19 protein-coding genes and 1 pseudogene are annotated in these 24,104 nt (G+C 64.0%); 9 read left to right on the forward strand and 11 right to left on the reverse strand.

The annotated features are described in order from the left end of the window. Positions 1-123 precede the first annotated feature (123 nt). The 5 genes from K307_RS08335 to K307_RS08355 are packed head-to-tail and all read left to right on the forward strand — an operon-like array spanning position 124 to position 6,253. Entirely contained in the window at positions 124-1,128 is a 1,005-nt protein-coding gene (locus tag K307_RS08335; RefSeq protein WP_042877540.1) for a Bug family tripartite tricarboxylate transporter substrate binding protein, read from the forward strand. Next, the gene (locus tag K307_RS08340; protein ID WP_230625597.1) at positions 1,121-3,223 is read left to right on the forward strand and encodes an acetate--CoA ligase family protein; all 2,103 of its coding nucleotides are present in this window, start codon (positions 1,121-1,123) and stop codon (positions 3,221-3,223) included. Before K307_RS08335 ends, K307_RS08340 begins: the two co-directional genes overlap by 8 nt. A gap of 36 nt (positions 3,224-3,259) precedes the next feature. Beyond that, on the forward strand, positions 3,260-3,997 hold the full coding sequence (locus tag K307_RS08345; protein ID WP_230625599.1) for an enoyl-CoA hydratase/isomerase family protein: 738 nt from the start codon (positions 3,260-3,262) through the stop codon (positions 3,995-3,997). Next, positions 3,994-5,409 carry an aldehyde dehydrogenase family protein gene (locus K307_RS08350; RefSeq protein WP_042877542.1) on the forward strand — a complete coding sequence of 472 codons (1,416 nt, stop codon included), beginning with the start codon at positions 3,994-3,996 and terminating at the stop codon, positions 5,407-5,409. Before K307_RS08345 ends, K307_RS08350 begins: the two co-directional genes overlap by 4 nt. Positions 5,410-5,434: 25 nt before the next feature. Continuing rightward, positions 5,435-6,253 carry an enoyl-CoA hydratase gene (locus K307_RS08355; protein WP_042877543.1) on the forward strand — a complete coding sequence of 273 codons (819 nt, stop codon included), beginning with the start codon at positions 5,435-5,437 and terminating at the stop codon, positions 6,251-6,253. 200 nt (positions 6,254-6,453) lie between these two features. On the opposite strand, the gene K307_RS08360 is transcribed toward K307_RS08355, so the two are convergent. Next, positions 6,454-6,675, reverse strand: coding sequence for a DUF1484 family protein (locus K307_RS08360; protein WP_042877544.1), 222 nt, complete (start codon positions 6,673-6,675; stop codon positions 6,454-6,456). A 329-nt stretch (positions 6,676-7,004) separates the two neighbouring features. Beyond that, positions 7,005-7,382 (reverse strand): SgcJ/EcaC family oxidoreductase, encoded by a 378-nt coding sequence (locus K307_RS08365; protein ID WP_042877545.1) that lies wholly within the window; start codon positions 7,380-7,382, stop codon positions 7,005-7,007. Between the two features lie 364 nt (positions 7,383-7,746). Here K307_RS08365 and K307_RS08370 point away from each other — a divergent pair, with 364 nt between their 5' ends. Continuing rightward, entirely contained in the window at positions 7,747-8,079 is a 333-nt protein-coding gene (locus tag K307_RS08370; RefSeq protein ID WP_042877546.1) for a hypothetical protein, read from the forward strand. Positions 8,080-8,175: 96 nt separating this feature from the next. On the opposite strand, the gene K307_RS08375 is transcribed toward K307_RS08370, so the two are convergent. Together K307_RS08375 and K307_RS08380 are read right to left on the reverse strand one after the other, a co-directional pair. After that, a complete protein-coding gene (locus K307_RS08375; protein ID WP_042877547.1) occupies positions 8,176-8,646 on the reverse strand; it encodes an NUDIX hydrolase in 471 nt (156 codons plus the stop codon). Positions 8,647-8,755: 109 nt separating this feature from the next. Then, positions 8,756-9,790: an IS630 family transposase gene (locus tag K307_RS08380; RefSeq protein WP_042876560.1), complete on the reverse strand. Its 1,035-nt coding sequence runs from the start codon at positions 9,788-9,790 to the stop codon at positions 8,756-8,758. Between the two features lie 365 nt (positions 9,791-10,155). Here K307_RS08380 and K307_RS08385 point away from each other — a divergent pair, with 365 nt between their 5' ends. Both K307_RS08385 and K307_RS08390 read left to right on the forward strand, forming a co-directional pair. Then, positions 10,156-11,208 (forward strand): alpha/beta fold hydrolase, encoded by a 1,053-nt coding sequence (locus K307_RS08385; RefSeq protein ID WP_042877548.1) that lies wholly within the window; start codon positions 10,156-10,158, stop codon positions 11,206-11,208. Between the two features lie 212 nt (positions 11,209-11,420). Then, on the forward strand, positions 11,421-11,918 hold the full coding sequence (locus K307_RS08390; RefSeq protein WP_042877549.1) for a VOC family protein: 498 nt from the start codon (positions 11,421-11,423) through the stop codon (positions 11,916-11,918). A 314-nt stretch (positions 11,919-12,232) separates the two neighbouring features. Here K307_RS08390 and K307_RS45910 read toward each other — a convergent pair. Then, positions 12,233-12,421, reverse strand: a pseudogene (locus tag K307_RS45910) (2-hydroxyacid dehydrogenase); the annotation flags it as partial. 8 nt (positions 12,422-12,429) lie between these two features. Then, the gene (locus tag K307_RS08395) at positions 12,430-12,780 is read right to left on the reverse strand and encodes a LysR substrate-binding domain-containing protein (RefSeq protein WP_080744956.1); all 351 of its coding nucleotides are present in this window, start codon (positions 12,778-12,780) and stop codon (positions 12,430-12,432) included. A gap of 743 nt (positions 12,781-13,523) precedes the next feature. Here K307_RS08395 and K307_RS08400 point away from each other — a divergent pair. After that, on the forward strand, positions 13,524-19,061 hold the full coding sequence (locus K307_RS08400) for a trifunctional serine/threonine-protein kinase/ATP-binding protein/sensor histidine kinase (protein ID WP_230625601.1): 5,538 nt from the start codon (positions 13,524-13,526) through the stop codon (positions 19,059-19,061). On the opposite strand, the gene K307_RS08405 is transcribed toward K307_RS08400, so the two are convergent. The 5 genes from K307_RS08405 to K307_RS08425 all read right to left on the reverse strand — a co-directional run bounded on the left by K307_RS08405 (position 19,013) and on the right by K307_RS08425 (position 24,061). Continuing rightward, entirely contained in the window at positions 19,013-20,059 is a 1,047-nt protein-coding gene (locus K307_RS08405) for a glutathione S-transferase family protein (protein WP_042877551.1), read from the reverse strand. The two genes, K307_RS08400 and K307_RS08405, sit on opposite strands and share 49 nt — an antisense overlap. A 56-nt stretch (positions 20,060-20,115) precedes the next feature. Then, positions 20,116-21,000 (reverse strand): tryptophan 2,3-dioxygenase, encoded by an 885-nt coding sequence (locus K307_RS08410; RefSeq protein WP_042877552.1) that lies wholly within the window; start codon positions 20,998-21,000, stop codon positions 20,116-20,118. A gap of 379 nt (positions 21,001-21,379) precedes the next feature. Then, complete coding sequence (locus K307_RS08415) at positions 21,380-22,024, reverse strand: response regulator transcription factor (protein ID WP_080744957.1); 645 nt, start codon at positions 22,022-22,024, stop codon at positions 21,380-21,382. Positions 22,025-22,067: 43 nt separating this feature from the next. Continuing rightward, a complete protein-coding gene (locus K307_RS08420; RefSeq protein ID WP_051974765.1) occupies positions 22,068-23,006 on the reverse strand; it encodes a S1C family serine protease in 939 nt (312 codons plus the stop codon). 200 nt (positions 23,007-23,206) lie between these two features. Continuing rightward, positions 23,207-24,061: a LysR substrate-binding domain-containing protein gene (locus tag K307_RS08425; RefSeq protein WP_051974766.1), complete on the reverse strand. Its 855-nt coding sequence runs from the start codon at positions 24,059-24,061 to the stop codon at positions 23,207-23,209. Positions 24,062-24,104 lie beyond the last annotated feature (43 nt).

The raw sequence follows: 24,104 nt of genomic DNA on the forward strand, positions 1-24,104 counted from the left end.
GTCACCCCATCCAAAAAGTCGATATCAGGTATCAACGATTCTACTCTTTTGCGTTGGCTCAGGACTCCATACACTGAGGCCATCCCTCCTGGCAGCGAGGGCTTACGAACATATGGAGACAACATGCCGCGCTTTTCCGCTGTGCTTCGCGCATTCCGGCGACCGCTGTGCGCCTTGCTGGTCGCTGCCGCTCCGGCCGCCTTCAGCACCGCCGCTGCCGCCGCCACCGGCTATCCCGCCAAACCGATCCGCCTGGTTGTGCCGTTTCCGGCCGGCGGGCCCACTGATGCGATGGCGCGGCTGATCGGCCAGCACCTGTCGCAGCAGCTCGGGCAGCCCGTGGTGATCGACAACCGCGGCGGCGCCGGCGGCACCATCGCCACCGAGGCCGCCGCGCAGGCGGCACCGGACGGCTATACGCTGTTCTTTTCCACCACCGGCACCATGGCGATCAACCCGTCGCTCTACCGCTCGCTGAAGGTGGACCCCATCAAGTCGTTCGATGCCGTGGGCTCGGTGGCCTCCACGGTCAACGTGCTGGTGGTGCCGAACAACCTGCCGGTCAGCAACATCAGGGAACTGGTGGCGCTGGCAAAGCAGAAACCGGGCACGCTGACCTTCGGCTCGGCCGGAAACGGCAGCTCCAACCACCTGTCCGGCGAACTGTTCAAGTCGATGGCGGGCATCGACATCGTCCATGTGCCGTACAAGGGCTCGGCCGCGGCGTTCACCGACCTGCTTGGCGGACGCATCTCGATGATGTTCGACACGGTATCGAGCCAGGTGCAGTACATCAGCGCAGGCAAGGTCAAGGCGCTCGGCGTGACCGGCGCGACGCGTTCGGAGGCGCTGCCCAAGGTGCCGACGATTGCCGAGGCCGGCCTGCCGGGCTTCGACGTGACGATCTGGTTTGGCCTGTCGGCGCCAAAGGGCACCACGCCAGACGTGATCCGCCGCCTGAACAGCGAACTGCAGACCGTGCTTGCCCAGGCGGACGTGCAGAGCCAACTCGCCGCGCTGGGTGCCCGGCCGCTGCCGGGCACGCCGGCCGACTTCTCCAGACTGATCCAGCATGACGCGGGCAAGTGGTCGCCGGTGGTCAAGGCATCGGGAGCGACCCTTGACTGAGACCGCTGCAACCTTCGACGCCCTGTTCTCGCCCGCATCGGTGGCCGTGATCGGCGCCTCGGACAACCCCAACAAGGTGGGCGGACGGCCGATCCACTACATGCGCACCTTCGGCTATACGGGCGAGGTGTTTCCGGTCAACCCGGGGCGCGAGGTTATCCAGGGCTATCGTGCGTACCCCGATCTCGGTGCGATCGGCAAGGCGCCGGACGCCGTCGTGATTGCCGTGTCCGGCGATGCCACGCTCGAGCAGGTGCGCCAGTGCGGCGCCGCGGGCGTCAAGGCTGCCGTCATCATGGCGTCGGGTTTCGCCGAAACCGGCGAGGCGGGACGCCAGCGGCAGCAGGAACTGGTGGCGGTGGCCAATGACAGCGGCATGCGGCTGGTGGGGCCGAACGCGCAAGGCACGGCCAACTTCGCCAGCGGCGCGGTGCTCAATTTCTCGACGATGTTCATGGAGGTGGCACCCCAGGACGGCCCGATCGCGATCATCAGCCAGAGCGGCGCGGCGAGCGTCATGCCTTATGCATTGCTGCGCCAGGCCGGCTACGGCGTGCGCTACCTGGTGGCGACGGGCAACGACGCCGATCTCGACGCCTGCGCGATGACCGCGGCAGTGGCGGCGGACCCCGAGGTGCGGCTGATCCTGGTCTACCTCGAATCCGTGTCCGACCCTGCGCAGCTTGCCCGCGCGGCGGCGGTGGCCCGAGCACGTGGCGCCAGCATCGTGGCGATCAAGGCCGGCAACAGCCAGCGCGGTGCCACGGCGGCAGCCTCGCATACCGGTGCGCTGGTCGGCAACGACGCGGCGATCGATGCCTTCCTGGCCCGTCACGGCATCTGGCGTGCGCGCGACATCGGCGAACTGGTCCGAGCGGTGCCGCTGTATTTGCAGCAACGCCCCCCGGGGCAGGGCCGCACGGTCGTGATGAGCCATAGCGGCGCGGTGGGCGTCATGGCCGCCGACCTGGCCGAACGGCACGACCTGCCGCTGACCGAACTGCAGCCGGCAACGCTGCGCGAACTGGGCGCGATCCTGCCCGCATTCGGTACGGCCAGCAATCCGCTCGACATGACGGCGGCGCTGCTGGGCAAGGGCGATATGTTCCCGCGCGTGCTCCAGGCGCTGGGCGCCGATCCGCAGGCGGACATGGTGATGGTCGGCATTCCGGTGGCCGGTCCCGGCTACGACGTCGAGGCACTGGCGCGCGACGCCGCCGCCTTCAGCGCGCACCAGGCCAAGCCGCTGGTGGCCAGCGCGCCGCAACAGTCGGTCCGCGAGGTCTTCGTGCGACACGGCGTGCCGGCCTTTGTCACCGAGGCCGACGCCATTGCAGCGCTGGCGCAATACGCCGCGCACCATCGGCTGGCCGGGGCGGCTACGGCGACGGAGACGGCGCCGGCCTGGCCTGACGCGCAGCATCTCGACGGCAGCGGCTTGCAGGACGAAGCCCATAGCCTGGCCATGCTCGCCGAAGCGGGCGTACCGATCGTGCCGCACCGGCTATGCGACAGCGTGGATGCGGCCGTAGCAGCGTTTGACGCGCTCGGCGGCGTGCCGGTGGTGGTTAAGGGCTGTGCGGCGGATGTCCCGCACAAGAGCGAGCACCGCCTGGTGCATCTTCGGCTGACCGATGCCGCGAGCGTGGCCCGGGCGGCGCGGGACTGCCTCGACACGCTGCAGCGGCTGGGCGTGGCGTCGCCACGGGTGGTCGTGGCGACGATGGTCAAGGGCCGTCACGAGTTTGCGCTGGGTGTCTCGGTCGATCCCGTGTTCGGGCCGCTGGTCATGATCGGGGAGGGGGGCACGCTGCTCGAACTACGCAAGGACGTCGTGACACTGCTTGCGCCGTTCACGGTGCAAGACGTCAAGGCGGCCTGCGCACGGCTGCGCCTGGCGCCGCTGTTCGATGGCTATCGCGACATCCCGGCGCTCGATCTCGACGCGCTGGCATCGTCGGCGGTCGCGCTCGGCGACTGGACATTGCGTCACCGCACTGCGCTGGCATCGGTCGACATCAACCCGCTGATGGTGATGGCGGTCGGCGAAGGTGTCATGGCGGTCGATGCCGTGGTGGAACTTAAGGGGGATTGAAATATGCAAACCGTACGCGTCGAACAGGATCACGACATGGCCATCGTCACGCTGAACCGCCCGACACGCATGAACGCGGTCAACGACGCCCTGCGCGGCGAGCTGATCGAAGCCCTGGGCCGGCTTAACGCCGAACCTTCGGTGCGCGCCGTTGTGCTGGCCGGTGCCGGCGAGCGGGCGTTCTGCGCCGGACAGGATCTTGATGAGGCAGCCACCGTGACCTGGCAGCAGCTCGTGCCCTGGCTGAACCGGCAACGGGCGATGTACCAGGCCGTCCGCGACCTGGACAAGCCCTGCGTGGCCGCCGTTAGAGGCGTGGCGGCAGGCGCGGGTTTCCAGCTCGCGCTGTGCGCGGACTGGCGGCTGACCACGGCAGACAGCCGTTGGGGGCAGCCCGAGGTCAAGGCAGGCCTGGCGAGCATCGTCGGGTCCTATCTGATGACGCTGCACGTAGGGCACACCCACAACGTGCAGATGTCGCTGTCGGGCGAACTGGTCAGTGGCCGGCGCGCCTTCGACATCGGTCTGGTGACGGCGCTGTGCGGCGAGACTGAACTGATGACACAGGCGCTCGCGCAGGCCAGGTCGCTCGCGGCGCTGCCGCCGACCGCCGTGCGCCTGTCCAAGCAGCGCTTTCGCGCCAAGACGCAGCCGGGATTCGACGACGCCTGTGTCGCCGGAATCCGGGCGCAGCTCGAATGCTATGCCGATGGCGAACCGCAGCGCGTAATGGCGGCGTTCCTCGACAAACGCAACACAAGGGAGTCGCAGTGAAGCAGTTGACCCAACACTACATAGACGGCGCACGTCGCCCCATGCGAGGCGGCGAGTCGGTCCGCGTCTACGATTCGGCGACCGAAGCCCCGTTGGCCGAGGTCTGTCTCGGCACCGCAGACGATGTGGCCGCAGCCGTGGCCGCAGCCCTGCGGGCACAGCCTGGCTGGCAGGCGCTGGGCGCAGCCGGACGGGCGCCGTACCTGTGTGCGCTGGCCGACGCGCTGGAAGGCTGCGCGGCGGAGCTCGCCAATGAGATCTCGCGCGAAGTCGGCATGCCGCTGAAGCTGTCGCGCCGCATCCAGGTCGATGCACCGATTGCCGCGTGGCGCGCCACGGCGGCGCTGGCCGACACGTTCGCCTTCGTCCGCACGATCGGCAATTCCCGCGTGACGCTGGCACCGGTTGGGGTGGTGGCCGCCATTACGCCGTGGAATTACCCGCTGCACCAGATCACGGCCAAGCTGGCGCCGGCGCTGCTGGCCGGCTGCACCGTGGTGCTGAAGCCGTCAGAGCTTGCCCCCGCCGTCACCGAACGGCTGATGGCCGCCTGCGAGCAGGCGAAGCTGCCACCGGGCGTCCTCAATCTGGTGCTGGGTGGCGCGGCGGTCGGCGAGGCGCTGGTGTCGCATCCCGACATCCAGATGGTGTCGTTCACCGGCTCCACGGCGGTCGGCCGCAAGGTCGCCGCGCAGGCGGCCGGCGACATGAAGCGTGTGTCGATGGAACTGGGCGGCAAGTCGGCGGCCGTCGTGCTGCCGGGCGCGGATCTCGCCAGGGCGGTCAAGGCGACGGTCAGCTCCTGTTTCCTCAACTCAGGGCAGACCTGCAGCGCGACTACCCGGCTGATCGTTGCACGCGAGGACTACCCGCAGTACCGGCAACTGCTGGCGGAGGCGGCCGCAGCGATGACACTCGGCGATCCCGCCGATGGTGAAACCCGGATCGGCCCCTTGCTGTCGGCGCAGCAGCGTCAGCGCGTGCAGGCGCATATCGCCGAAGCGGAGCAGGCAGGCTTTGACCGGATCGCAGGCGGTGCCGATGCGCCAGTGCCGGCGACTGGCTATTTCGTCGCGCCGACCATCTACGGCAACGTCGCACCCGACAGCCGGCTGGCGAATGAGGAGGTCTTCGGGCCGGTACTGGCGGTGCTGTGCTACGACAGCGTCGACGAGGCGATCGCCCTGGCCAACGGCACGCGCTATGGGCTGGCCGCCACGGTCTGGGCTGCCGATGACAGCGCCGGCGAAGCGGTCGCCATCGCGCTGCGGGCAGGGCAGGTGGACGTCAATGGCGCCCGCTTCAACCCCGCGGCACCGTTTGGCGGCTTCGGCATGTCCGGCGTCGGGCGCGAAGGCGGCGTCTATGGGCTGGAGGAGTTCCTGGAGCCGAGATCCGTTCAGCTCCCTTAGTCACGACATCGAAAGGAATCGCAATATGTACAGTCAGGTTACCGTTGCTCGCGCCGGAAAGAGCGAGCGGATCGCCGTCGTCACCATGAACCGGCCGGGCAAGCTCAATGCGCTGACCAAGGTCATGGAGGCCGAACTGCGCGACGCCATGGAGGCCGTCGATCGCGACGACAACGTCCGCGTGGTGGTGCTGACGGGGGCAGGCAAGGGCTTCTGCGCCGGCATGGACATCAACGAGCTCGAAGTGCTGCCGCCGGGCGATATCCGCGCCGCCCAGTGGATGCGCCCGTTCGACATGAACCGGCGCGCCGACTACCAGACGCGCTATGGCTACTTCCCGGCCATGCGCAAGCCCGTGATCGCGGCGATCAACGGTGCGGCAGCGGGTTTGGGCCTCGTCTTCGCGCTGTACAGCGACATGCGCTTCGCCAGCGCCAACGCCGCGTTCAGCACCGCCTTCGCACGCCGGGGCCTGATCGCCGAGCACGGCATCTCCTGGCTGCTGCCGCGCGTGGTCGGCCCTGGGCATGCGGCCGACCTGCTGTACTCGGCGCGCAAGGTGCTGGCCGACGAGGCGCTGCGGATCGGGTTGGTCGACCGGGTGGTCGATGCGGACGCCCTGATGGCGACGACTCTTGATTATGCCGACGACCTGGCCGAGAACGTCTCGCCCAGATCCATTCGCGTGATGAAACGGCAACTGTGGGAGCAGCCGTTCCAGTCATTGGCCGAGGCCACGCGCGTCGCCAATGCCGAGATGTTCGAGAGCATCCAGAGCGAGGACTTTACCGAGGGGGTGGCGCATTTTATCGAGCGCAGGCCTGCAAGATTCAGCGGGCGATAAGGGGTGGTGGTTCGACGTGCGGGGTTTGCTTCTCTCGCGCGGGAACAAACCTCATACGCTGGGGGGCTTGCATACAGTCAGAAGTTGGAGGCATCGTGGTGCTTTCGATGCCGCTTGAAAGCACCACGAAACCTCTAACTCCCGACGGCTCGCCCCCTCTCCCGCTGGCGGGAGAGGGGAGCAAATCTCGGGCAATCGGCTCATGCCGCAGGACAAAGCTCCTGGGCAGTCTGATTCAGCTGCGACTTGATCATCGCCAGCAGGCAATGGACGCCATGGCATGCCTCGGAGTGTTCGCTCTGCACTTCCAGCAGGGACAGGATGCTATCCAGTCCGGCGCTGATGCGATCGAGCGATTCAAGGCATTCCGCCGGAATGGCGGCTAGCACGGTTTCTTGTTTCGATGCGGTGCGTTCTTGCATTGCGAGCTCCTGTGAAAGTTTGGAGGACCCGCCTGGTGCGAACATTTGAAGGGTGGCGGGCCTGACAGCGGGGGTAGCAATACCGGCTCGTCAACGGAGTAACCCGGCCAGCCTTACGGCTGCCCCGCCCGGCCCGCCATTAACCTGAGGAGACGTGCACGCGCGAACTTTGGCTGCATGAGACAGCCATCCGTAACGAGACTCGGGTTGCTACGCCCGATCACCGTTGTTTCGGTGATGGCCGTAGTGTTCCCGTCTCTGTCGTGCATGGCGATCAGAGGATTCGCAATTTTCCTTGGCGCTGGATACGGACACGAAGCACTATGCCGTCAGGTCACGAGATTCGCATCACGCGCGAGCAGCCAACGACCGTTCGCATTCTTGCGCAGCAGGGTCAGTGTGTAGCCCGCGCGCCGCACGGACTGCGTGGCACCGGGCGGCGTCACGGCGATGTCGAGGTAGTTGCGTATAAAGGCCCACTCTCCGAGCACCTGCAACTCGACGATGTCGGCAGTGCCTTCCATGCGCATGCCCTGCTGCGCCGCCGACGCGGCGGCAAAGGCCGCTTTACCGAACGGCTCCTGACCTGGCACCATAAACACCACGTCGTCGGTCATCAGGCCCAGCACTTTCTCGGTATCCCCGGCCTTGCTTGCGGACATCCAAGTGTCCACCAGATCGCGAATCGCGCGTTCGTCATCCGTCATCACGAGTCTCCTGGCAACTGCCTTGCTGGCGATTGTAGCAAGCGCACTCATGGCTCACTGAACACGGCCAAGAACATCCGCGCGGCCCCCCTTGATGCGAACCCTGGAAAAGTGGCCAGGGATTAACGGGCGACGCTGGAGGCGACCGTTCCAGCACTCAACACCCCAGGCGGCATCCTTCGAAGCCCGGCGAGAATAGTTTGTGGCATGTACTGCAAAGTAGTTGGCGCACTTTGCACGGCCTGAATCGCCGCAGCCCCGTTAGTCTTGTCATAGCGGCCATTACGGCGACTGATGCGGCTTCAGCCGAGACGCGCGCCAATATGGCTTCCGATTCCGACGTTCCTGGAAGGATGAAACCAGCATGACCTACTCGCTCTCCCGTGCTGACGTGGACAGCATCACCGAAGCAGAGCTGGAACTCAGCACTGTGAAACTCCTGCCGAAGTGGGACGACATCCCAGAGGACTTTCGCAACGGCAACCTCTACACCCGAATGGCAGAGGCTCGTCTTCTCGACTACCCGATGCCAGGTATCAGCATCTCATTTCTGCCGGGCTTTGACGACGCGGGTGCCTGCCAGACGATCGATCGCTGCATCACGGCACATCTGAATGCCTTTGCTCCCAAGCACGAACACCGGATCGCCGGTGTCGGTTACATGATCTCGAAGATTTGCAGGATCACGTCCGCTTAGGCCCCAAGCAAGAGGCAATTCTTTGGAAGGCGCGCTGAGGAGGTCTGGCGAGTAACCGATTTCGATCGGCCTTTGTCGGCCCTCCTCAGGAAACCTTCAGCCGTACTGGACGAAGTGCCTGATGCCTGAGTGGTCCTCTTGCAGGGCCTTCCGAAGGAATGCGGGGTAGAGGTCGAGCTCCGGAAGGTCTTGGCGCCGAAACCAGCGGAACACCAGCCGATGCGTGGATTCCATGCCGATGTGCTCTCTTTTGACGTCAACCACCGGCGAGTCGTCCGGCAAGGAGACGGCGAAGTAGAAGCCGATCTCGTGGTGCGGCTTTCCATCACCCTCGAAGAAGTTTTCTACCGCAAATAGCAGTCCGTCGACGGTGGTGGCGACGCCCAGTTCTTCGTGCATTTCGCGGACAACGGCGTGGGCTGCTTCCTCGCCCACTTCCACGCGCCCGCCGGGAAGGCTCCAGAAGGTGTCGGTCTCGACGCGATGGAGGAGGACGTAGTCTCCGCGCACCGCGACTGCGACAGCCCGCAGGTCGAAGCGGTATTGCGCGATGTCGAAAGAAATCATCTCGGCGTGGCTCCCTGTTTCGGACGCTTCGATTGTCCCCGATGAGACGGTGGCAGTCGAGAGACGGGAATTGCGGGCCTTGAGCCGATTTCCCGGACACAGCACTTACTCAGCAGTCCGAAATATAGGCGACAGATGGGGCGTCGAAGAATGAGCGCACAAGCCGGCGGTTCTTCTTCACCTCGTGCAGGTGCTGCTCAACGCGGATTTCCAGTTTCTCGCCCGCTCGCAACGGATTGCGCGCCACACCAGTTCGCTTGAGATGACTCCACACGAACTCGTCGGGATTCAGGTCGGGCGCGTAACCCGGCAGCACATGCATCGTGAGCTTTCCCTTGGTCGATTCGATGTACTCGCGCACATTGGCCTTCTTGTGTGCTGGCAGTCCGTCAACGATCAGATGCACTGGGCGGTTGCGGCCCTTCATCATCTTCTTGAGCAATTCGATGAATAGCTCCGCGGTCAAGGCCCCTTTGTAGGTCGCAAACCAGAAGGCACCTTTGGCGTTCACCGCGGACGCGGCGGAAATCGATTGGCGCTGCCCGGGGCGCTCAATCACCGGTGTCTCGCCTTTGACCGCCCAGGTCTTGCCATGCACCGCGTCGGCTCGAAATCCTGATTCGTCCCAGAAGTAGATGTCCGCACCGCTTTGCTTGGCCGCAGCCGCAATACCCGGAAATGATTCACGCTGCCAGCGCTCGACGGCCTGCGGATCTCGTTGGTACGCCCGCTGCAATGGCTTTTGCGGGCTCAAGCCCAGTCCCGCCAGCAGCCTGCCCACCGCTGTGACACCCATCTTCACACCAAATTTCTCATCGATGAGCGTGGCCACAATCTGTCGTGTCCACAGCCCGAAGTCCAGACCGTACTGCCGAGGATCCCGCCCGTTGATCCACCGAAAGACCTGCGCCTGTTGCGCTCGCGTGAGCTTGCGTGGCCGGCCTGTCGCTGGACGCGATGCCAGCGCCCGCGCGCCTTTGCCCGAGCCCGAGGCCGCCTTGAGCCAACGGTAGATTGACGTTCGGTTCATGCCCAGCGACTTCACCACCACCGATGGTTTCTCGCCTTCGCGAACCCGGCGCAAGGCAAGCCGGCGGAATTCCTCTTGCGTCGCGCGATCGAGTGTACGGCCATCTCGTTTCATGTTGAATGAGACTAAACGGTCGTCACGAGGTTCCAATTTTTGTCGCTTTATTCACGGACTGGTGAGTAAGCCTGTGACATCTTGGGCGCACAACGGATGTCCGTCGTCGAGTTCGATACCGAACACCCGGGGCAGGGCGCCGGCTCGGCGCAAGCTTGCTCCCGTTATATCACCTGGCCGTCCATTGCACTGCCCCCGGTCCCATCTTGACAATGATCTATATTGGTCTCATAAAACTGGCTGCGGCATCGTTGTGCCGGTTCTGGCACCGGTTGTAACGTAGATGCGCCATCCTGCCGGCGGAATTCAGCACCGACCTAATGAACGATTCCGCATCAGGCTTGCAGGCGCGACAGGGGAATAAGATGACGGAGAAAATCGATTCGCCGCGTCGAGGCTTGCTGGTCACGGCAGCCCTGACACTCGCTGCCGCGCAGTTAGGCATGATGGCTTCCGCCAAGGCCCAAACCAGACCGTCGAAGCCGGCCCCTCTGCCGCCGACAAGACCGGGCACCCATACGGCCTTTACGTCGATCAAGCAGATCAACGCCGGGCTGCTTAACGTCGGTTACGCCGAGGCTGGTCCTGCCGACGGGCCAGCGGTCGTTCTGCTGCATGGCTGGCCCTACGATATCCACAGCTTCGTCGACGTCGCGCCTCTGTTGGCGACGCGCGGGTATCGCGTGATCGTTCCGTACCTGCGCGGCTATGGTTCGACGACCTTCTTGTCCAGCGAAACGATGCGCAACGGCCAACCGGCGGCCGTTGCGCTGGATATCATCGCACTGATGGATGCGCTCAACGTCCAGAAACCCATCCTCGCGGCGTTCGATTGGGGTGCACGCACGGCCTGTATCATCGCTGCACTATGGCCAGAGCGTTGCAACGGGCTGGTATCCGTCAGCGGCTACCTGATCGGCAGTCAGGCAGCGGGAAAAATGCCGTTGCCGCCTGAGGCCGAGTTCCAGTGGTGGTATCAGTTCTATCTGGCAACGGATCGCGGCCGCGCTGGCTATCAGAAGTACACGCGCGACTTCACCAAACTGATCTGGCAGCAGGCGTCGCCCAAGTGGAAATTCGACGACGCCACCTTTGAGCGCAGTGCCGCTGCCTTCAAAAACCCCGATCACGTCGACGTTTCCGTACATAACTATCGCTGGCGGCAAGGCCTTGCCGCAGGTGAGCCGAAGTACGACGAGCTCGAGCAGCGGCTCGCGTCGGCGCCCACCATAGGCGTGCGCACCATCACCATGGAAGGTGATGCCAATGGCGCCCCGCATCCGGCACCCAGCGCCTATGCAAGCAAGTTCACCGGCAAATACGAGCACCGGGACCTCAAGGGAGGGATCGGCCATAATCTGCCACAGGAAGCACCGAGAGAATTCGCGCAGGCGGTGATCGACGTCGACAAGTTCTAGCGGCGGCAGTCACCGGACTGTGATGGCGCCGCTAAGTTGTGGTAGGAGTGATTGGCATGCGTAACGACTCAGAAGACCGTATTGCATGATGAACGCTGACGTGGCAGCCCGCGCGCGGAGCATGACCCGTCCCCGTGGTCCAGGCAGCGTGGACGATTGGAGTTGTTTGACGGTGGCGGATGCCCGGTGCTCAACTTTCCAGGAGACACAAAATGAATAGCAAGAACACGATCTGTTTGTGGTACGACCGCGACGCCCTTGAGGCCGCAAACTTCTATGCCGAAACATTTCCCGACAGCGCTGTCGGCGCCGTCCACCGCGCACCGGGCGACTATCCCGACGGCAAGCAGGGCGACGTCCTGACCGTCGAGTTCACCGTCGTCGGCATTCCCTGCCTCGGGCTGAACGGCGGCCCGCATTTCAAGCACAACGAGGCCTTCTCTTTTCAAATCGCGACGGACGACCAAGCCGAAACCGACCGCTTGTGGAATGCGATCGTAAGCAATGGTGGCCAGGAAAGCGCGTGCGGCTGGTGCAAGGACCGGTGGGGATTGTCATGGCAGATCACCCCGCGCGCCCTCACCGCGGCAATCACCGACCCCGATCGCGCGGCGGCCAAGCGCGCATTCGACGCGATGATGACGATGAAAAAGATCGACATCGCCGCAATAGAGGCGGCACGGCTGGGCCGAAACCTGCCCTCAAACTGACGGAGCGTGTCCCGCACGTTTTCTCGTATCCAGATCTGAGGGGATGGCTGACCGGCCGGTTCTCTGGCCCCTAATCGCCGCAAGGCATCGATCGCACGAGCGTCGGCTCTTGGCGGTGCAGACGGTGAGGGATGACGAGCCGGCCGGCTGATTCCGACCCCGCCGGTACTCGACACCAAGACCGGGCGAAGGGGGCAAGACGGCAATGCATGGCGTCGCCACCTTCTGCTTCGGCCAGTGCCAGACGGTACGCATTGCAGCGTTCTGCCATCAACGGGAGGTCGGCAGCAGCCGAGCCGCCTCCTCACGCCATGTCACACCTTGATCTCATTCGTCAGCGCCTGGCCTGACGCGAATTCGGTAATGCTGCGCAGGGTTGTCTGGCAAATCGTAGTCATGGCTTCACGCGTGAAAAAGGCTTGATGCTCGGTCACGATGACGTTCGGGAAAGAAACCAGGCGCTGAAGTACGTCGTCGGTAATGATGGTGCTGGAGGCTCGCCTCCGCTCAGCTACTCGCTCGTTTCAATGTCAGCGTCGACTTGGGCTGGCTGATATTGTGCAGCCAGCCAGTTAGAGAACAGCTTGACCTCGGTTGAGAGTGCCTTGTCGCGCGGGCATAGCAGATAGTACGCACCGGCACTACGCAAGTTCAAATCGAACGGCTGCACCATCTCGTCGCGCCAATCGAGATTGTCGATCTCAATCGTCGGCACGCATGCCACTCCCCGGCCCTCGCGCGCGGCGATGATTGCCATGAACGAGTGTCCGACGTCAACGCGCCCGGCACCGCTGCATTCTTCTATCCCATTCGCGCGAAACCAGGCGTCCCAGCAATCCAGCGCCGAAGATTGCGGATCAATGGGAGCCGTGCGAGATCTGACGCCGTCGAGACCGGCCCGTGTTCCTCAAGAAAGCGGCGTACAGACTGGCGTTATGAAGTCATCCCAGAAATGCATCGCGGTCACGTCGGCCCAAGACTCGGTCATCCTGAACGTGATCTGCGAGCCGTTCTCGGGATAGGCGGCCCCGGGTACCTGTCCGACGCGCAGCGCCACGTCGACGCCCTAGGGACCTCGGTCCGGCGCTCCGGGTCGGCTCTTGCCGACCCCTCTCGGCCGGTGGACTAATCATCATGTAAGCGGCGGCTCTCAGGGCGCAACGGTCATCCGCGCCTCAGTGGCTGACGACACGCTCTCCGCCTTTGCTGGCGGACGTGGATCGTCGGCCGAGGCCGACGCGAGCCACGCGACGGCAACTTGATCCAACAGGCGATTTTGGGTCGCCCTATCATCGGGCCATGCGGGCATCTTCCTCGCCTAAGCGGCCTTGGTGGCGCGCCAGGCCCCGTCCCGGCACGGTCAGCGTAGCGTGTACTGACCCTCACTGCGGACGCGCCACCCCAATCCCGAGGGCGCCGCTGTCATCACCGAGGTGTAATCTAGGGAGACGCCTATCCTACTGCTGCAGCGTCGATGCTGCGGAAGCGCCTTGGCGTAAATTGATTTCTGAGCGCATCCTGCCCGGTTGTGGCGGACGAATGTGGCGTCCTCTTAGCCCAACGCCGGGCAGCAGCCTACAGCAGAGTGCAAGATGAACCCTTCACATGTTTTCAGCGCCGATGGTTAACAGCCTAAGCCTTCAAGTCTTGTGGGAGGACGGCGAGCGCGTCTTCTGTCGAGGCCGGCGCCCGGGCAATGGCGGCGCCGCCAACATTCTGATTGTGCGGCCCGCCGCCGACCATCCATCGTCCGCCAGCCTCGATCGCCTCGCTCACGAATTCAGGCTGAAGGATGAACTCGATAGCGCGTGGGCGGTGCGGCCGCTGGAGCTTCGGCGCGAAGACGGCCGGACCTTATTGGTGCTCGAGGATCCCGGCGGTGAGCCGCTCGAGCGGCTGCTCGGCGCGGCCATGGAGGTGGGGAGTGTCTTGCGCTTCGCCGTCGGCATCGCGGCGGCGCTGGGCCAACTCCAGCAGCGCGGCCTCGTCCATAAGGACCTCAAGCCCGCCCATATCCTCGTGAACTGCCCGGACGGACGGGCGCGGCTCACCGGCTTCGGCATCGCCTCGCGGCTGCCGCGCGAGCACCAGGCGCCCGAGCCGCCCGAAACCATTGCCGGCACGCTCGCCTACATGGCGCCCGAACAGACCGGTCGGATGAATCGCTCCATCGATTCGCGCAGCGACCTCTATTCGCTCGGCGTCGTGCTCTACCAGATGCTCACCGGCGCGCTGCCTTTTTCGGCGGCCGATCCGATGGAATGGGTGCACTGCCATATCGCCCGAAAACCGGTGCCGCCCAGCGAGCGGTTGACGGCGGTACCGGCTCCACTCTCCCACATCGTCATGAAGCTGCTCGCCAAGACGGCCGAGGAGCGCTACCAGACCGCGGCCGGCGCTGAGCAGGATCTGCGACGCTGCCTCGCCAGCTGGGAGCGCGATCGCCAGATCGATGCGTTCCCGCTTGGTGACCACGACACGCCCGACCGGATGGTGATCCCCGAGAAGCTGTACGGCCGGGAGCGCGAGGTCGATACGTTGCTCGCGGCCTTCGACCGCGTGGTCACAAGCGGCGCACCGGAACTCGTGCTGGTCTCGGGATATTCCGGCATCGGAAAGACCTCCGTCGTCAATGAGTTGCACAAGGTGCTGGTGCCCCCGCGGGGGCTCTTTGCTTCCGGCAAGTTCGACCAGTACAAGCGCGACATTCCCTATTCGACCCTGGTGCAGGCTTTCCAGAGCCTGGTGCGGCCGCTGCTCGGCAAGCGGGACACCGAACTGGCGAGCTGGCGCGGCGCGTTGCTGGAGGCCCTGGAGCCGAATGCGCGGCTCATGACCGACCTCATCCCCGAACTGAAGCTCATCACGGGTGACCAGCCGCCAGTGCCGGAGCTTGAGCCGCAGCAGGCGCAAAGCCGCTTCCAGCTTGTGATTCGCCGGTTCATTGGTGTTTTCGCCCGGCCGGAACATCCGCTGGCGCTCTTCCTCGATGATCTTCAATGGCTCGACGCGGCGACGCTCGACTTGCTGGAAGATGTGCTGACACGGTCGGACCTGCAGCACCTGATGGTGATCGGCGCCTATCGGGACAATGAAGTCGATGCCGCACATCCGTTGATGCGCAAGCTGCAAGCCATCAAGAACGCTGGCGGGAAGGTAGAGGAAATCGCGCTTGCACGGCTTGCCCGTGAACACCTCGGGCAACTGATTGCGGATTCGGTTTGCTGCGAACCGGCGCGCGTCGTGCCGCTGGCGCAGCTGGTGCATGAGAAGACCGGCGGCAATCCGTTCTTCGTGATTCAGTTTCTCTACTCGCTCGCCGAAGAGGGCTTGTTCCACTTCGATCATGACGCGGGGTGCTGGTCCTGGGGTCTTGATCGCATTCACGCCAAGGGTTACACCGACAATGTCGTGGATCTGATGGTCAGCAAACTGAGCCGCTTGCCAGCCGAAACACAACAGGCGGTGCAGCAGCTCGCCTGCCTCGGCAACATCGCCGAGATCCCGATATTGTCGACCGTTCTCGCGACCCCGGAGAAGCAGGTCCATACGGTTCTTTGGGAGGCCGTCCGTCAGGAACTGGTCGAGCGCCTGGAGGGCTCTTACAAGTTTATTCATGACCGTGTCCAGGAAGCCGCCTATTCGCTGATCCCGAACGCAATGCGCGCTGAGGTCCATCTCCGGATCGGTCGCCTGCTCGTCAAGCGAACTCCCGCCGAGAAGCGGGAGGAGGCGATCTTCGAGATCGTCAATCAGCTCAACCGCGGCGCTGCGCTGATCACGCAGCAAGCGGAACGGGACCAGCTCGCCGAGCTCAACCTGATTGCGGGAAAGCGTGCCAAGGGGTCGACCGCCTATGCCTCCGCGCTCACCTATCTCAATATCGGTGTGGCGCTATTGGTGGAGGATAGCTGGGACCGCCAGCACGAGATGGTCTTCGCGCTGGAGCTGAACCGGGCCGAATGCGAATTCTTGACCGGCGAGTTATCGGTCGCAGACGAGCGCTTGGCGGCACTGTCAAATCACGCCACGACAACGGTCGAGCAAGCCATCGTCGCCTGCTTGCACATGGATGTCTGCCTGGTCCTCGATCAGAGCAGCCGCGCCATTAGCGTCGGCCTCAGTTGCCTCCGGCATTTCGGTATTGCGTGGTCGCCCCATCCGAAAAACGAAGATGTACGACGCGAATACGAGCGCATCTGGTCAATGCTTGGGGACCGGGCAATCGAAGATCTTATCGATATGCCGCTGATGGCGGACCCGGCGTCCCTGGCAACCGTCGATGTTCTGATGAAGCTCTGGACGCCGGCCTTGTATACCGATGAGAACCTGGCCTCCCTGACGATCTGCAAGTCGGTCAGTCTGAGCCTTGAGCGCGGCAACTGCGATGCTTCCTGTTTCGCCTATGTCATTCTCATCAGAATCGCTGGGCCGCATTTCGGCGACTACAAGGCCGGATTCCGATTTGGCCAACTAGGCTACGATCTCGTCGAACGGCGCGGGCTAAAACGCCTCGAGGCGAGAACCTTTGTTTGCTTCGCGCTTTTTGTCGTGCCCTGGATGAAACACGTGGGGGCTTGCCGTGATCTGCAGCGCCGCGCCTTCGAAGCGGCGAACCGCGTCGGTGATCTCCAGTATGCAACCTACACGCGCAACGATCTGAACTCGAACCTTATTTTCTCCGGCGAGTCGCTGTCCGAGGCGCTAAGCGAAGCCGAACACGGCCTCGCGTTCGCGGAGAAGTCGCGCTTCGGCCTTGCCATTGACATCATCGCCACGCAAGTCGCGCTGATGCGGACTCTCAGGGGACTCACCCCCAAATTTGGTTGCCTTGACGACAGGCAGTTTGATGAACTTCGGATCGAGCGCCGTTTTTCAGAGAACCCGGACCTGGCGATTGCTGCGTGCTGGTACTGGATCCGGAAATTGCAGGCGCGCTGTATCGCCGGCGACCATGCGGCGGCTATGGACGCCGCAGCGAAGGCGCAAGGACTGCTCTGGACCACGGCCTCGTTCTTCGAGGAAGCCGAATACTACTTCTACGGCGCGCTGTCCCACGCCGCCTGCTCCGATTCCGCACCAGCCCACGAGCGACAACAACACCTGGAGGCTCTGGCTACGCATCACAGGCAACTGAAGGTCTGGGCGGAGAATTGCCCGGAGAATTTCGAGAACCGCGCCGCGCTGGTGGGCGCGGAGATTGCCCGGATCGAAGGCCGCAATTTGGAGGCGATGCACCTTTACGAACAGGCCATCCGCTCGGCACGCGCAAACGGCTTTGTCCACGTCGAGGCGCTTGCCAACGAACTCGCCGCGCGATTCTACGCGGCGCGTGAATTCGAGGTCATCGCCGAGACCTATTTGCACAACGCTCGCTACTGCTACCTGCGTTGGCGAGCCGAAGGGAAGGTGCGGCAACTCGAGCAGATGTATCCGCACCTCAGAACGGAAGTGCTCGCGCCCGGCCCAACGGGCACGATCGCGACGCCGGTCGAACACCTCGATCTCGCGACCGTGATCAAGGTGTCGCAGGCGGTCTCGGGTGACATCGTCCTGGAAAAGCTGATCGAGATGGTCATGCGTACGGCGCTTGAACAGGCAGGCGCCGAACGAGGTCTGTTGATTCTTCCGGACGGCGGCGAACAACGGATAACCGCGGAAGCGACGACTGGCGGCGAAACTGTCGTCGTGCATCTGCACGACGAGCCCGTGACCGCGGCGGTGCTGCCGGAGTCCGTCCTCTATTACGTCTTGCGGACCCGGGAGAGCGTCATTCTCGACGATGCCGCGGCCGATCCCTCGTTTGCTGGAGATCCTTACATTGGTCAGCATCGTGCGCGTTCCATTCTCTGCCTGCCGTTGATGAATCAGGCGAAGCTCACGGGCGCGCTCTACCTCGAAAACAATCTCACGACACGCGTGTTCACCCCGGCCCGCATCGCCGTACTGAGGCTGGTGGCCTCGCAGGCCGCGATCGCGCTGGAAAATGCCCATCTGTACCACGAACTCGTGGAACGCGAAGCGAAGATCCGGCGCCTCGTCGACGCCAACATCATCGGGATCGTCGTCTGGAATGTCGAGGGTGACATTCTCGAGGCCAATGACGCATTTCTTCGCATGGTGGGATACGCGCGTGACGATCTCGTCGCAGGTTGCATACGCTGGAGGGATCTGACACCGCCGGATTGGCGCGAGGGCGACGAACGAGCGCTGCGAGAGATCGAGGAGACGGGGCGCGCGCAGCCCTTCGAGAAAGAGTTTGTCAAAAAGGACGGCACCCGCGTGCCCGTCATGGTCGGTGCGGCCACGTTCGAAGCAAGCCGGAAGGAAGGTGTCGCTTTCGTGCTCGATCTGACCGAGCGCAGGCAGGCGGAGGAAAACGTCCGCGTGAGCGAGCGACGCTATCGGGAGGTGCAGACGGAACTGGCACACGCGAACCGCGTCGCAACCATGGGGCAGCTCACGGCCTCGATCGCTCACGAAGTCAACCAGCCGATCGCCGCGACGGTGACCAACGCCCAGGCTGCGCTGCGGTGGCTGAGCGCCCAGCCTCCTGACGTCGACGAGGTCGGGCAGGTGCTTGGCCGTATCATCAAGGATGCCAATCGGGCGGGGGACGTGATCGGCCGCATCCGTGAACTGGTCAAGAAAGCGCCACCCCGGAAAGAACCGTTGGACATCAACAAGGCAATCCGCGAGGTGATCGAGCTCACCCGTGGCGAAGCATGGAAGCACGGCGCCTCGGTGCAGACGCAGCTCGCGGACCGATTACCGCTCATTCAAGGAGATCGGGTCCAATTGCAGCAAGTCCTCCTCAACTTGTTCATCAACGCGATGGAGGCGATGGGCGGTGTCAGCGACGGCGTGCGGGAATTGCTGATCAGTACGGGAAATGCGGACGCTGGCTGCGTGCTCGTGGCGGTGAGCGATTCGGGACCAGGCTTTGCCCCACACAACGCCGAGCGCATTTTCGCCCCCTTCTACACGACCAAGTCCGCCGGCCTGGGGATGGGGCTGTCCATCTGCCGTTCGATCATCGAAGCGCACGAGGGCCGATTGTGGGCGAGCGCGAACGTACCCCGCGGCGCGATCTTTCAGATTACGCTGCCCGCTGCCCTGGAGCCGGCAACTACATCGAAATAACGCGAGGGCGGCAGCGAATCCAGCGTGGCCTGGACCGCTTCCTTGCGCAGGGACGGGCGCTTGACCAGCGCATTGACGTATTGGACGACGTTGGGCAGATCGTCCCACATCGACGCAAGGCCCAAATACGCCAGCCGTACCAGGTTGACGCCCCACAGCACATCGCCGAGCGAGAATGATTCCCCCCTTAGATACGGCGACGACGATCCAAGCGCACGGTCGAGATCTGTTAGCAGGGCCGCGACGTGATGGCGTGCGGCGCGCTGAAACGCCGCATCGCGGCAGACCGACTTGCCGCCCCGCTCCTTTGCAATCTTTGCGCGATAGGCGGCAACGAGCTCCGCATCGTCGGCATTGGCGTCGATCATTGCTTCGAGCGCCGTGATCTTGTGGTCGTAAACCGATTCCATGACCGTCTTGAGCGCTTCGGGCCGCAGGTCGGCATCGGGATGAAAGCCATAGAGCAGCGTACCGTTCGGGATCCGATCGACGATACTCACCTGGTGCATCACCTGGGCACGCGCATCGGCATCCTCCGGCACGAGCTGAACCGGATCGCGCGACACCGCATCGAGATAGCAGCAGATTCGCCGGGAGTCCGCGATCACCCGGCCGGCCTCGTAATCCACGAGCAACGGGACCGTGCAGGGATCGAAGCCCTCGGTTTCCACCGAAGTGCGCCCGCTGTAGCCGCTGACAAGTTCCCGCCCCACTTCCTGGCCTGCAATCAGCCGCAGTCGGACATAGGGCGGATGGTAGTGCTCAGCGGGAACGAGGCCGTCGGGGCCCATCGAACTCAATATCATCATGTCGTTCGATCGGTACGGCAACTGCTTCTCGAAAAGCACCGTGCGCACTTTCTGCGAGCAGAGCGAACTGGCCGCGTGGAAAAGTTCAAAACGCGGGTTAGCGTCACTACCCGCGAGGGTCATTCGCGCGGGGTCCGCGACGGCGGCACGGGCACCGGCCGCCATCTTCATCAATTGATCATCGGTCATTGTGGTTTCCTCCGGACAGCGGGCGTGTCACATGGTTTTGCCAATAGGGCGTCCGATTACTTGTGCCTATGCGGGCACGCTGCCGGCGGATCACCAATGAAGCCGCGTGCCGACCAGAGTTCCGGAAATGGAATTTCATCCATGGTCGGCAGCAGCCAGGCGATGCCCTCGGTGCCGAAGTAGGCTGGCCGGCCGCCGAAGCTCCGGCGCGTCGCCATCAGGTGCAGGGACTTCCAGGTCGAAAAGCCCTCGGCGATATCACACAGCGTCTCACCGAGCTGCTGAAGTTTCAGGTTGTCGTTCTGGTCGGCGTAGATGTCGCGCCAGACCTTCTCGACGGCCTTGGTTGGCTGGTAGGGCACGCTGAAATCGCGATCAAGTACTGCCACCGGCATCGCAAAGCCGTTGCGATTCAGATAGGCGAGCACGTCGTCATAGAGGCTCGGTTCCGCCAGCGCCTTGTTGAGCTGATCCCAGCGCTTGGGCTGCGGCACGAAATGCTGCAGATGCTCCGCCTGCTTTATGCCCCGCAGATAGACCATATACCGGTACGTCCATCCCTGGAGTGCCGTGTCCTTCCCGTACGTTGCTACTGCACGCGAAAGGATGGACAGCAGATCGGTGGGCGTCATCCATGCGATCGATCGCCACGTCGCGTTGAGCGGCTCGTGATGGGCGACCACCCGCTGCAGCGTCCGGCAGGCCTGCGTCAGATCATTCGCCCGCAGTTGCGCCTGCGCGATCTGGATCTCCTTGATGATCAGCATCCAGTAGAGCTCGGACACCTGCACCGAGGTGATCCACGCATGCTCTCCGGGATGATCGCTGACCGGATGTTGCAGCGAGTGGAGGACGTCTGTCTGCATCCACGCACTGTAGGGCGTTTGCCCCGTCGACGCGCTGGCCGGGGCAGGGCGCTCAGGATTGACGGTATCGTTCATCGCTGTCTCCTCTTTGTGGGGGGTCACGTCTATCAACGCTCGCGGGCAGCGCCCGTTCGCAGCATCGATCTCGAGTGAGAAGATAGGCGATCCCGATTTGCCCGTGTGCGAGGTTTTCAGGAACACAGCGTCCATAGATCTGGACGCCCGCAATGTGTGGAATGGCGCGGGACTGGCGCGAACACGCCGTCACATTTGATGTCACGCAGGTAAACCCTTGTCGCCTGTTCGCTGTCTTCACATGACGCCCTGTCACGGCCGAAACTGGCCGAGGCGGGTGGAAGCGCTCAGTGACCCGACTGCTATGGGTAGGACCAGAGTCCCCGCAGTGGGGGATCTGACTATGAGGGGGAGCCCCGGAGCGCCTGGCCGGCGCCGACTACAGCATGATGAGGCCGTGCCGCATGCCCTGCATGACGGCCTCGGTGCGGCTGCTTGCGCGGAGCTTGCCGAAAATGGCGGATAGGTGGAACTTCACCGTGTTGTCCGATATGTCGAGTTGGCGCGCGATCTCCTTGTTGCCAAGCCCTTCGGCGAGCATAGTCAGCACTTCAATCTCGCGTGGGGTGAGCGTTTCGATCAGATCCGCGGATGCCATCTGGCGAGGCGCCCTGTGCTGCGCCACCAGTCTGGCGAGGGTCTCCGGGGACAGCACACAAAGTCCCGCGGCCACGGCTTCGATCGCGGCGATGATTTCGCCGGGCGTCGCGCCGCGCGGCAGCAGTGCCATGGCGCTGCCTCCCAGTGCCCCATGAATCCAGTCACTGTCCGTCTCGTCGGTGAGCAGGACGAGCGCCGGCGTCGCGGGATCGCGGCCCGCCTCCGGCGCCGGCAAGTCGCCGGCCTGCGGCTCCAGGTCGACCACGACCACATCCGGCAAGTCGCCGGCAAAGCGGTCGGCGACCACTGCGGCGTCGGCCGCGCTGCCTGCGAATTCCAGCGCCGGCGCCGCTTCGACAAGTGCCTGCAGGCTTGCGCGCGCCTGCGGCGACGCGGCGACGACGGCGACCCTGATCGGGCTCATCTGTGTCATCTTTGCACCCGACATGCGACGGCTTGCAAGAATCTCAGCCGCACGAATTTCGTTGCTGGCGTTCGCCCACCGTAACCGAGCACTCGCTGCGCTCGCCACCCCGGATCAGCCCGATCTTCAGCAACTGTCCGATACGGTCGCCGCCAAGTGCGGCATGCACGTCGTCCGTGTCGCGGCATGGCTTGCCATCCAGTTCGACCAGCACATCCCCGATCAGGACCCCGGCTTGCTCCGCGGGCCCGCCCGGCGCAACCGATACCACCAGCAGCCCGCGCCCGGACGCCAGATTCAGCTTCGTCATCCAGGTCTCTGACAGGTTCACCGGCTGCGTGCCCACGCCAAGGTAGCCGTGCGAGACACGTCCTTTGCTTAGCAGTTCGCCGCTCACGCGCGCCACGGTCATTGCCGGAATCAGCATGCCAGCGCCAGGCGCGAGCCCCGATGTGCACAGGCCCATGACCCGCCCCTGCATATCCGCCACGGCCGCGCCGGAGAAGCCGGGGCGCAGGCCGCCGTCCAGCCGCACGAAGGCGTCGAACTGCCCGCCCCGCCAGGTACGCCATGGACCGCCAGCAGTCCCGACGACGCCGAAATCCGCGCTGGTGCCGAGCCGGTCCACTCGCGCCACCGCGAGCACCAGATGCCCTGCTTTGAGGGAGTGCGCATCACCGGTCTCGACCGGGTTCAACGCCACGCCATCGAGCCTCAGTACGGCCAGGTCGGTGCCAAGGTCCCGACCCGCCAGGACGGCCGCCACGGTACGGCCATCGGCCAAGCTGACTTCAATGCCGTCTTCGTGCCTGATCGTATGCGCCGCGGTGACCACCACGCCGGGTTGCCAGATTACTCCACTGGAGGGAAAGCGGTGCCGCCCGTGCACCGCGACGACGCTCTGGCCGACGCGCTCGGCAATGGCCGCCAGGTTGGAGGAAAGATCCTGCAAGGGATTTCCGCTGGGGGTTGAGGTTTCCATGATGATGACTCCTGCCATTTGCCACGTGAATCGATGCTTCGCGCGCCCGGCCAGCCTGAGGATGCCAGGCACGCAAGCGCAGTGGCTTCACAATGACAGGCGCGCGACGGCCGCGCACCACCCTAATGGGTGGCTGGCGCAGGGGGGCGGCTTGCGCGCGGAGGGCAGGTAGATGGAATTGCGATGGCCAAGGATCATGTTTACGGCACGGCTCTTGCCCCCGACTGTACCCAGGAGAAAAAGCGCGCGACAGCGGGATCGTGACGTCGCCGCTCCGGGCAGACGAGGAAGTGCTTTCTTCCCGTCGAAACGATCTCTGGGAACGGTGCGATGAGTCGGCCCGACGCGAGATCTTCTCCCACGAATTCCGGCTGCGCAATGCAGACACCCAGACCCTCGAGTGCGGCCTGGTACATCAACAGCGAGAAGCTGAATTCGATCTGGTTTGCTGGCTGCAAGTCCGGCACCTCCATGAGCTTGAGCCAAAGCGGCCAGTCCTCAGGACGGTTGGCGCTGTGAAGCAGGGTCATCGACTCCAGTTCGACCAGCCGCGGCTTGCGCTTGCCCCATAGCCTTGGCGAGCAAACCAGGATTCCGGTTTCATCCATGACGGAGATGGCATGCAGCCCTGGATCCGGCTCCGCCGAACGCTGCATCCCGATGTCGACATCCTCGGACTCGAAGTCCACGGGCTGCACGCTGGTGTTGATCCGCAATTCAAGCTGCGGGTGGAGTACCTGGAACCCTGGCAGCCGAGGCATCAGCCACTTCATCGCGAACGTGGGCGGCACCTTGAACTGCAATGCCTGACTGCCGCCGCGCGAAATCTGCTGCAGCACCCGTTCCAGCGCAGTGAAACTGCGCTGGCAAGCCGCAGCCAGCAACTCCCCATGTGGCGTGAGCCGCAAGGTCCGACCGCTGCGTTCCACCAGGCGCTTGCCTACGCGTTCCTCAAGCTGGGACACCTGCTGGCTGACCGCGCTCTGCGAGACATGCAGCGCCTCGGCGGCGCGGGTGAAGCTCAGGTGTTCGGCGACTTTCTCGAACGCGCGCAAGGCTGTGAGTGGAAGGGATGACATTAGCTGAACTTATAGCATA

The sequence above is a fragment of the Cupriavidus necator A5-1 genome, assembly GCF_000744095.1.
In the GTDB taxonomy this organism is placed as follows: domain Bacteria; phylum Pseudomonadota; class Gammaproteobacteria; order Burkholderiales; family Burkholderiaceae; genus Cupriavidus; species Cupriavidus necator_A.

Excerpts from the sequence above, each read along its gene's own strand:
- K307_RS08335 (WP_042877540.1), top strand. The coding sequence starts at position 124 with ATGCCGCGCTTTTCCGCTGTGCTTCGCGCATTCCGGCGACCGCTGTGC.
- K307_RS08345 (WP_230625599.1), top strand. The coding sequence starts at position 3,260 with ATGGCCATCGTCACGCTGAACCGCCCGACACGCATGAACGCGGTCAAC.
- K307_RS08355 (WP_042877543.1), top strand. The coding sequence starts at position 5,435 with ATGTACAGTCAGGTTACCGTTGCTCGCGCCGGAAAGAGCGAGCGGATC.
- K307_RS08360 (WP_042877544.1), bottom strand. The coding sequence starts at position 6,675 with ATGCAAGAACGCACCGCATCGAAACAAGAAACCGTGCTAGCCGCCATT.
- K307_RS08365 (WP_042877545.1), bottom strand. The coding sequence starts at position 7,382 with ATGACGGATGACGAACGCGCGATTCGCGATCTGGTGGACACTTGGATG.
- K307_RS08370 (WP_042877546.1), top strand. The coding sequence starts at position 7,747 with ATGACCTACTCGCTCTCCCGTGCTGACGTGGACAGCATCACCGAAGCA.
- K307_RS08375 (WP_042877547.1), bottom strand. The coding sequence starts at position 8,646 with ATGATTTCTTTCGACATCGCGCAATACCGCTTCGACCTGCGGGCTGTC.
- K307_RS08380 (WP_042876560.1), bottom strand. The coding sequence starts at position 9,790 with ATGAAACGAGATGGCCGTACACTCGATCGCGCGACGCAAGAGGAATTC.
- K307_RS08385 (WP_042877548.1), top strand. The coding sequence starts at position 10,156 with ATGACGGAGAAAATCGATTCGCCGCGTCGAGGCTTGCTGGTCACGGCA.
- K307_RS08390 (WP_042877549.1), top strand. The coding sequence starts at position 11,421 with ATGAATAGCAAGAACACGATCTGTTTGTGGTACGACCGCGACGCCCTT.
- K307_RS08400 (WP_230625601.1), top strand. The coding sequence starts at position 13,524 with ATGTTTTCAGCGCCGATGGTTAACAGCCTAAGCCTTCAAGTCTTGTGG.
- K307_RS08405 (WP_042877551.1), bottom strand. The coding sequence starts at position 20,059 with ATGACCGATGATCAATTGATGAAGATGGCGGCCGGTGCCCGTGCCGCC.
- K307_RS08410 (WP_042877552.1), bottom strand. The coding sequence starts at position 21,000 with ATGAACGATACCGTCAATCCTGAGCGCCCTGCCCCGGCCAGCGCGTCG.
- K307_RS08415 (WP_080744957.1), bottom strand. The coding sequence starts at position 22,024 with ATGAGCCCGATCAGGGTCGCCGTCGTCGCCGCGTCGCCGCAGGCGCGC.
- K307_RS08420 (WP_051974765.1), bottom strand. The coding sequence starts at position 23,006 with ATGGAAACCTCAACCCCCAGCGGAAATCCCTTGCAGGATCTTTCCTCC.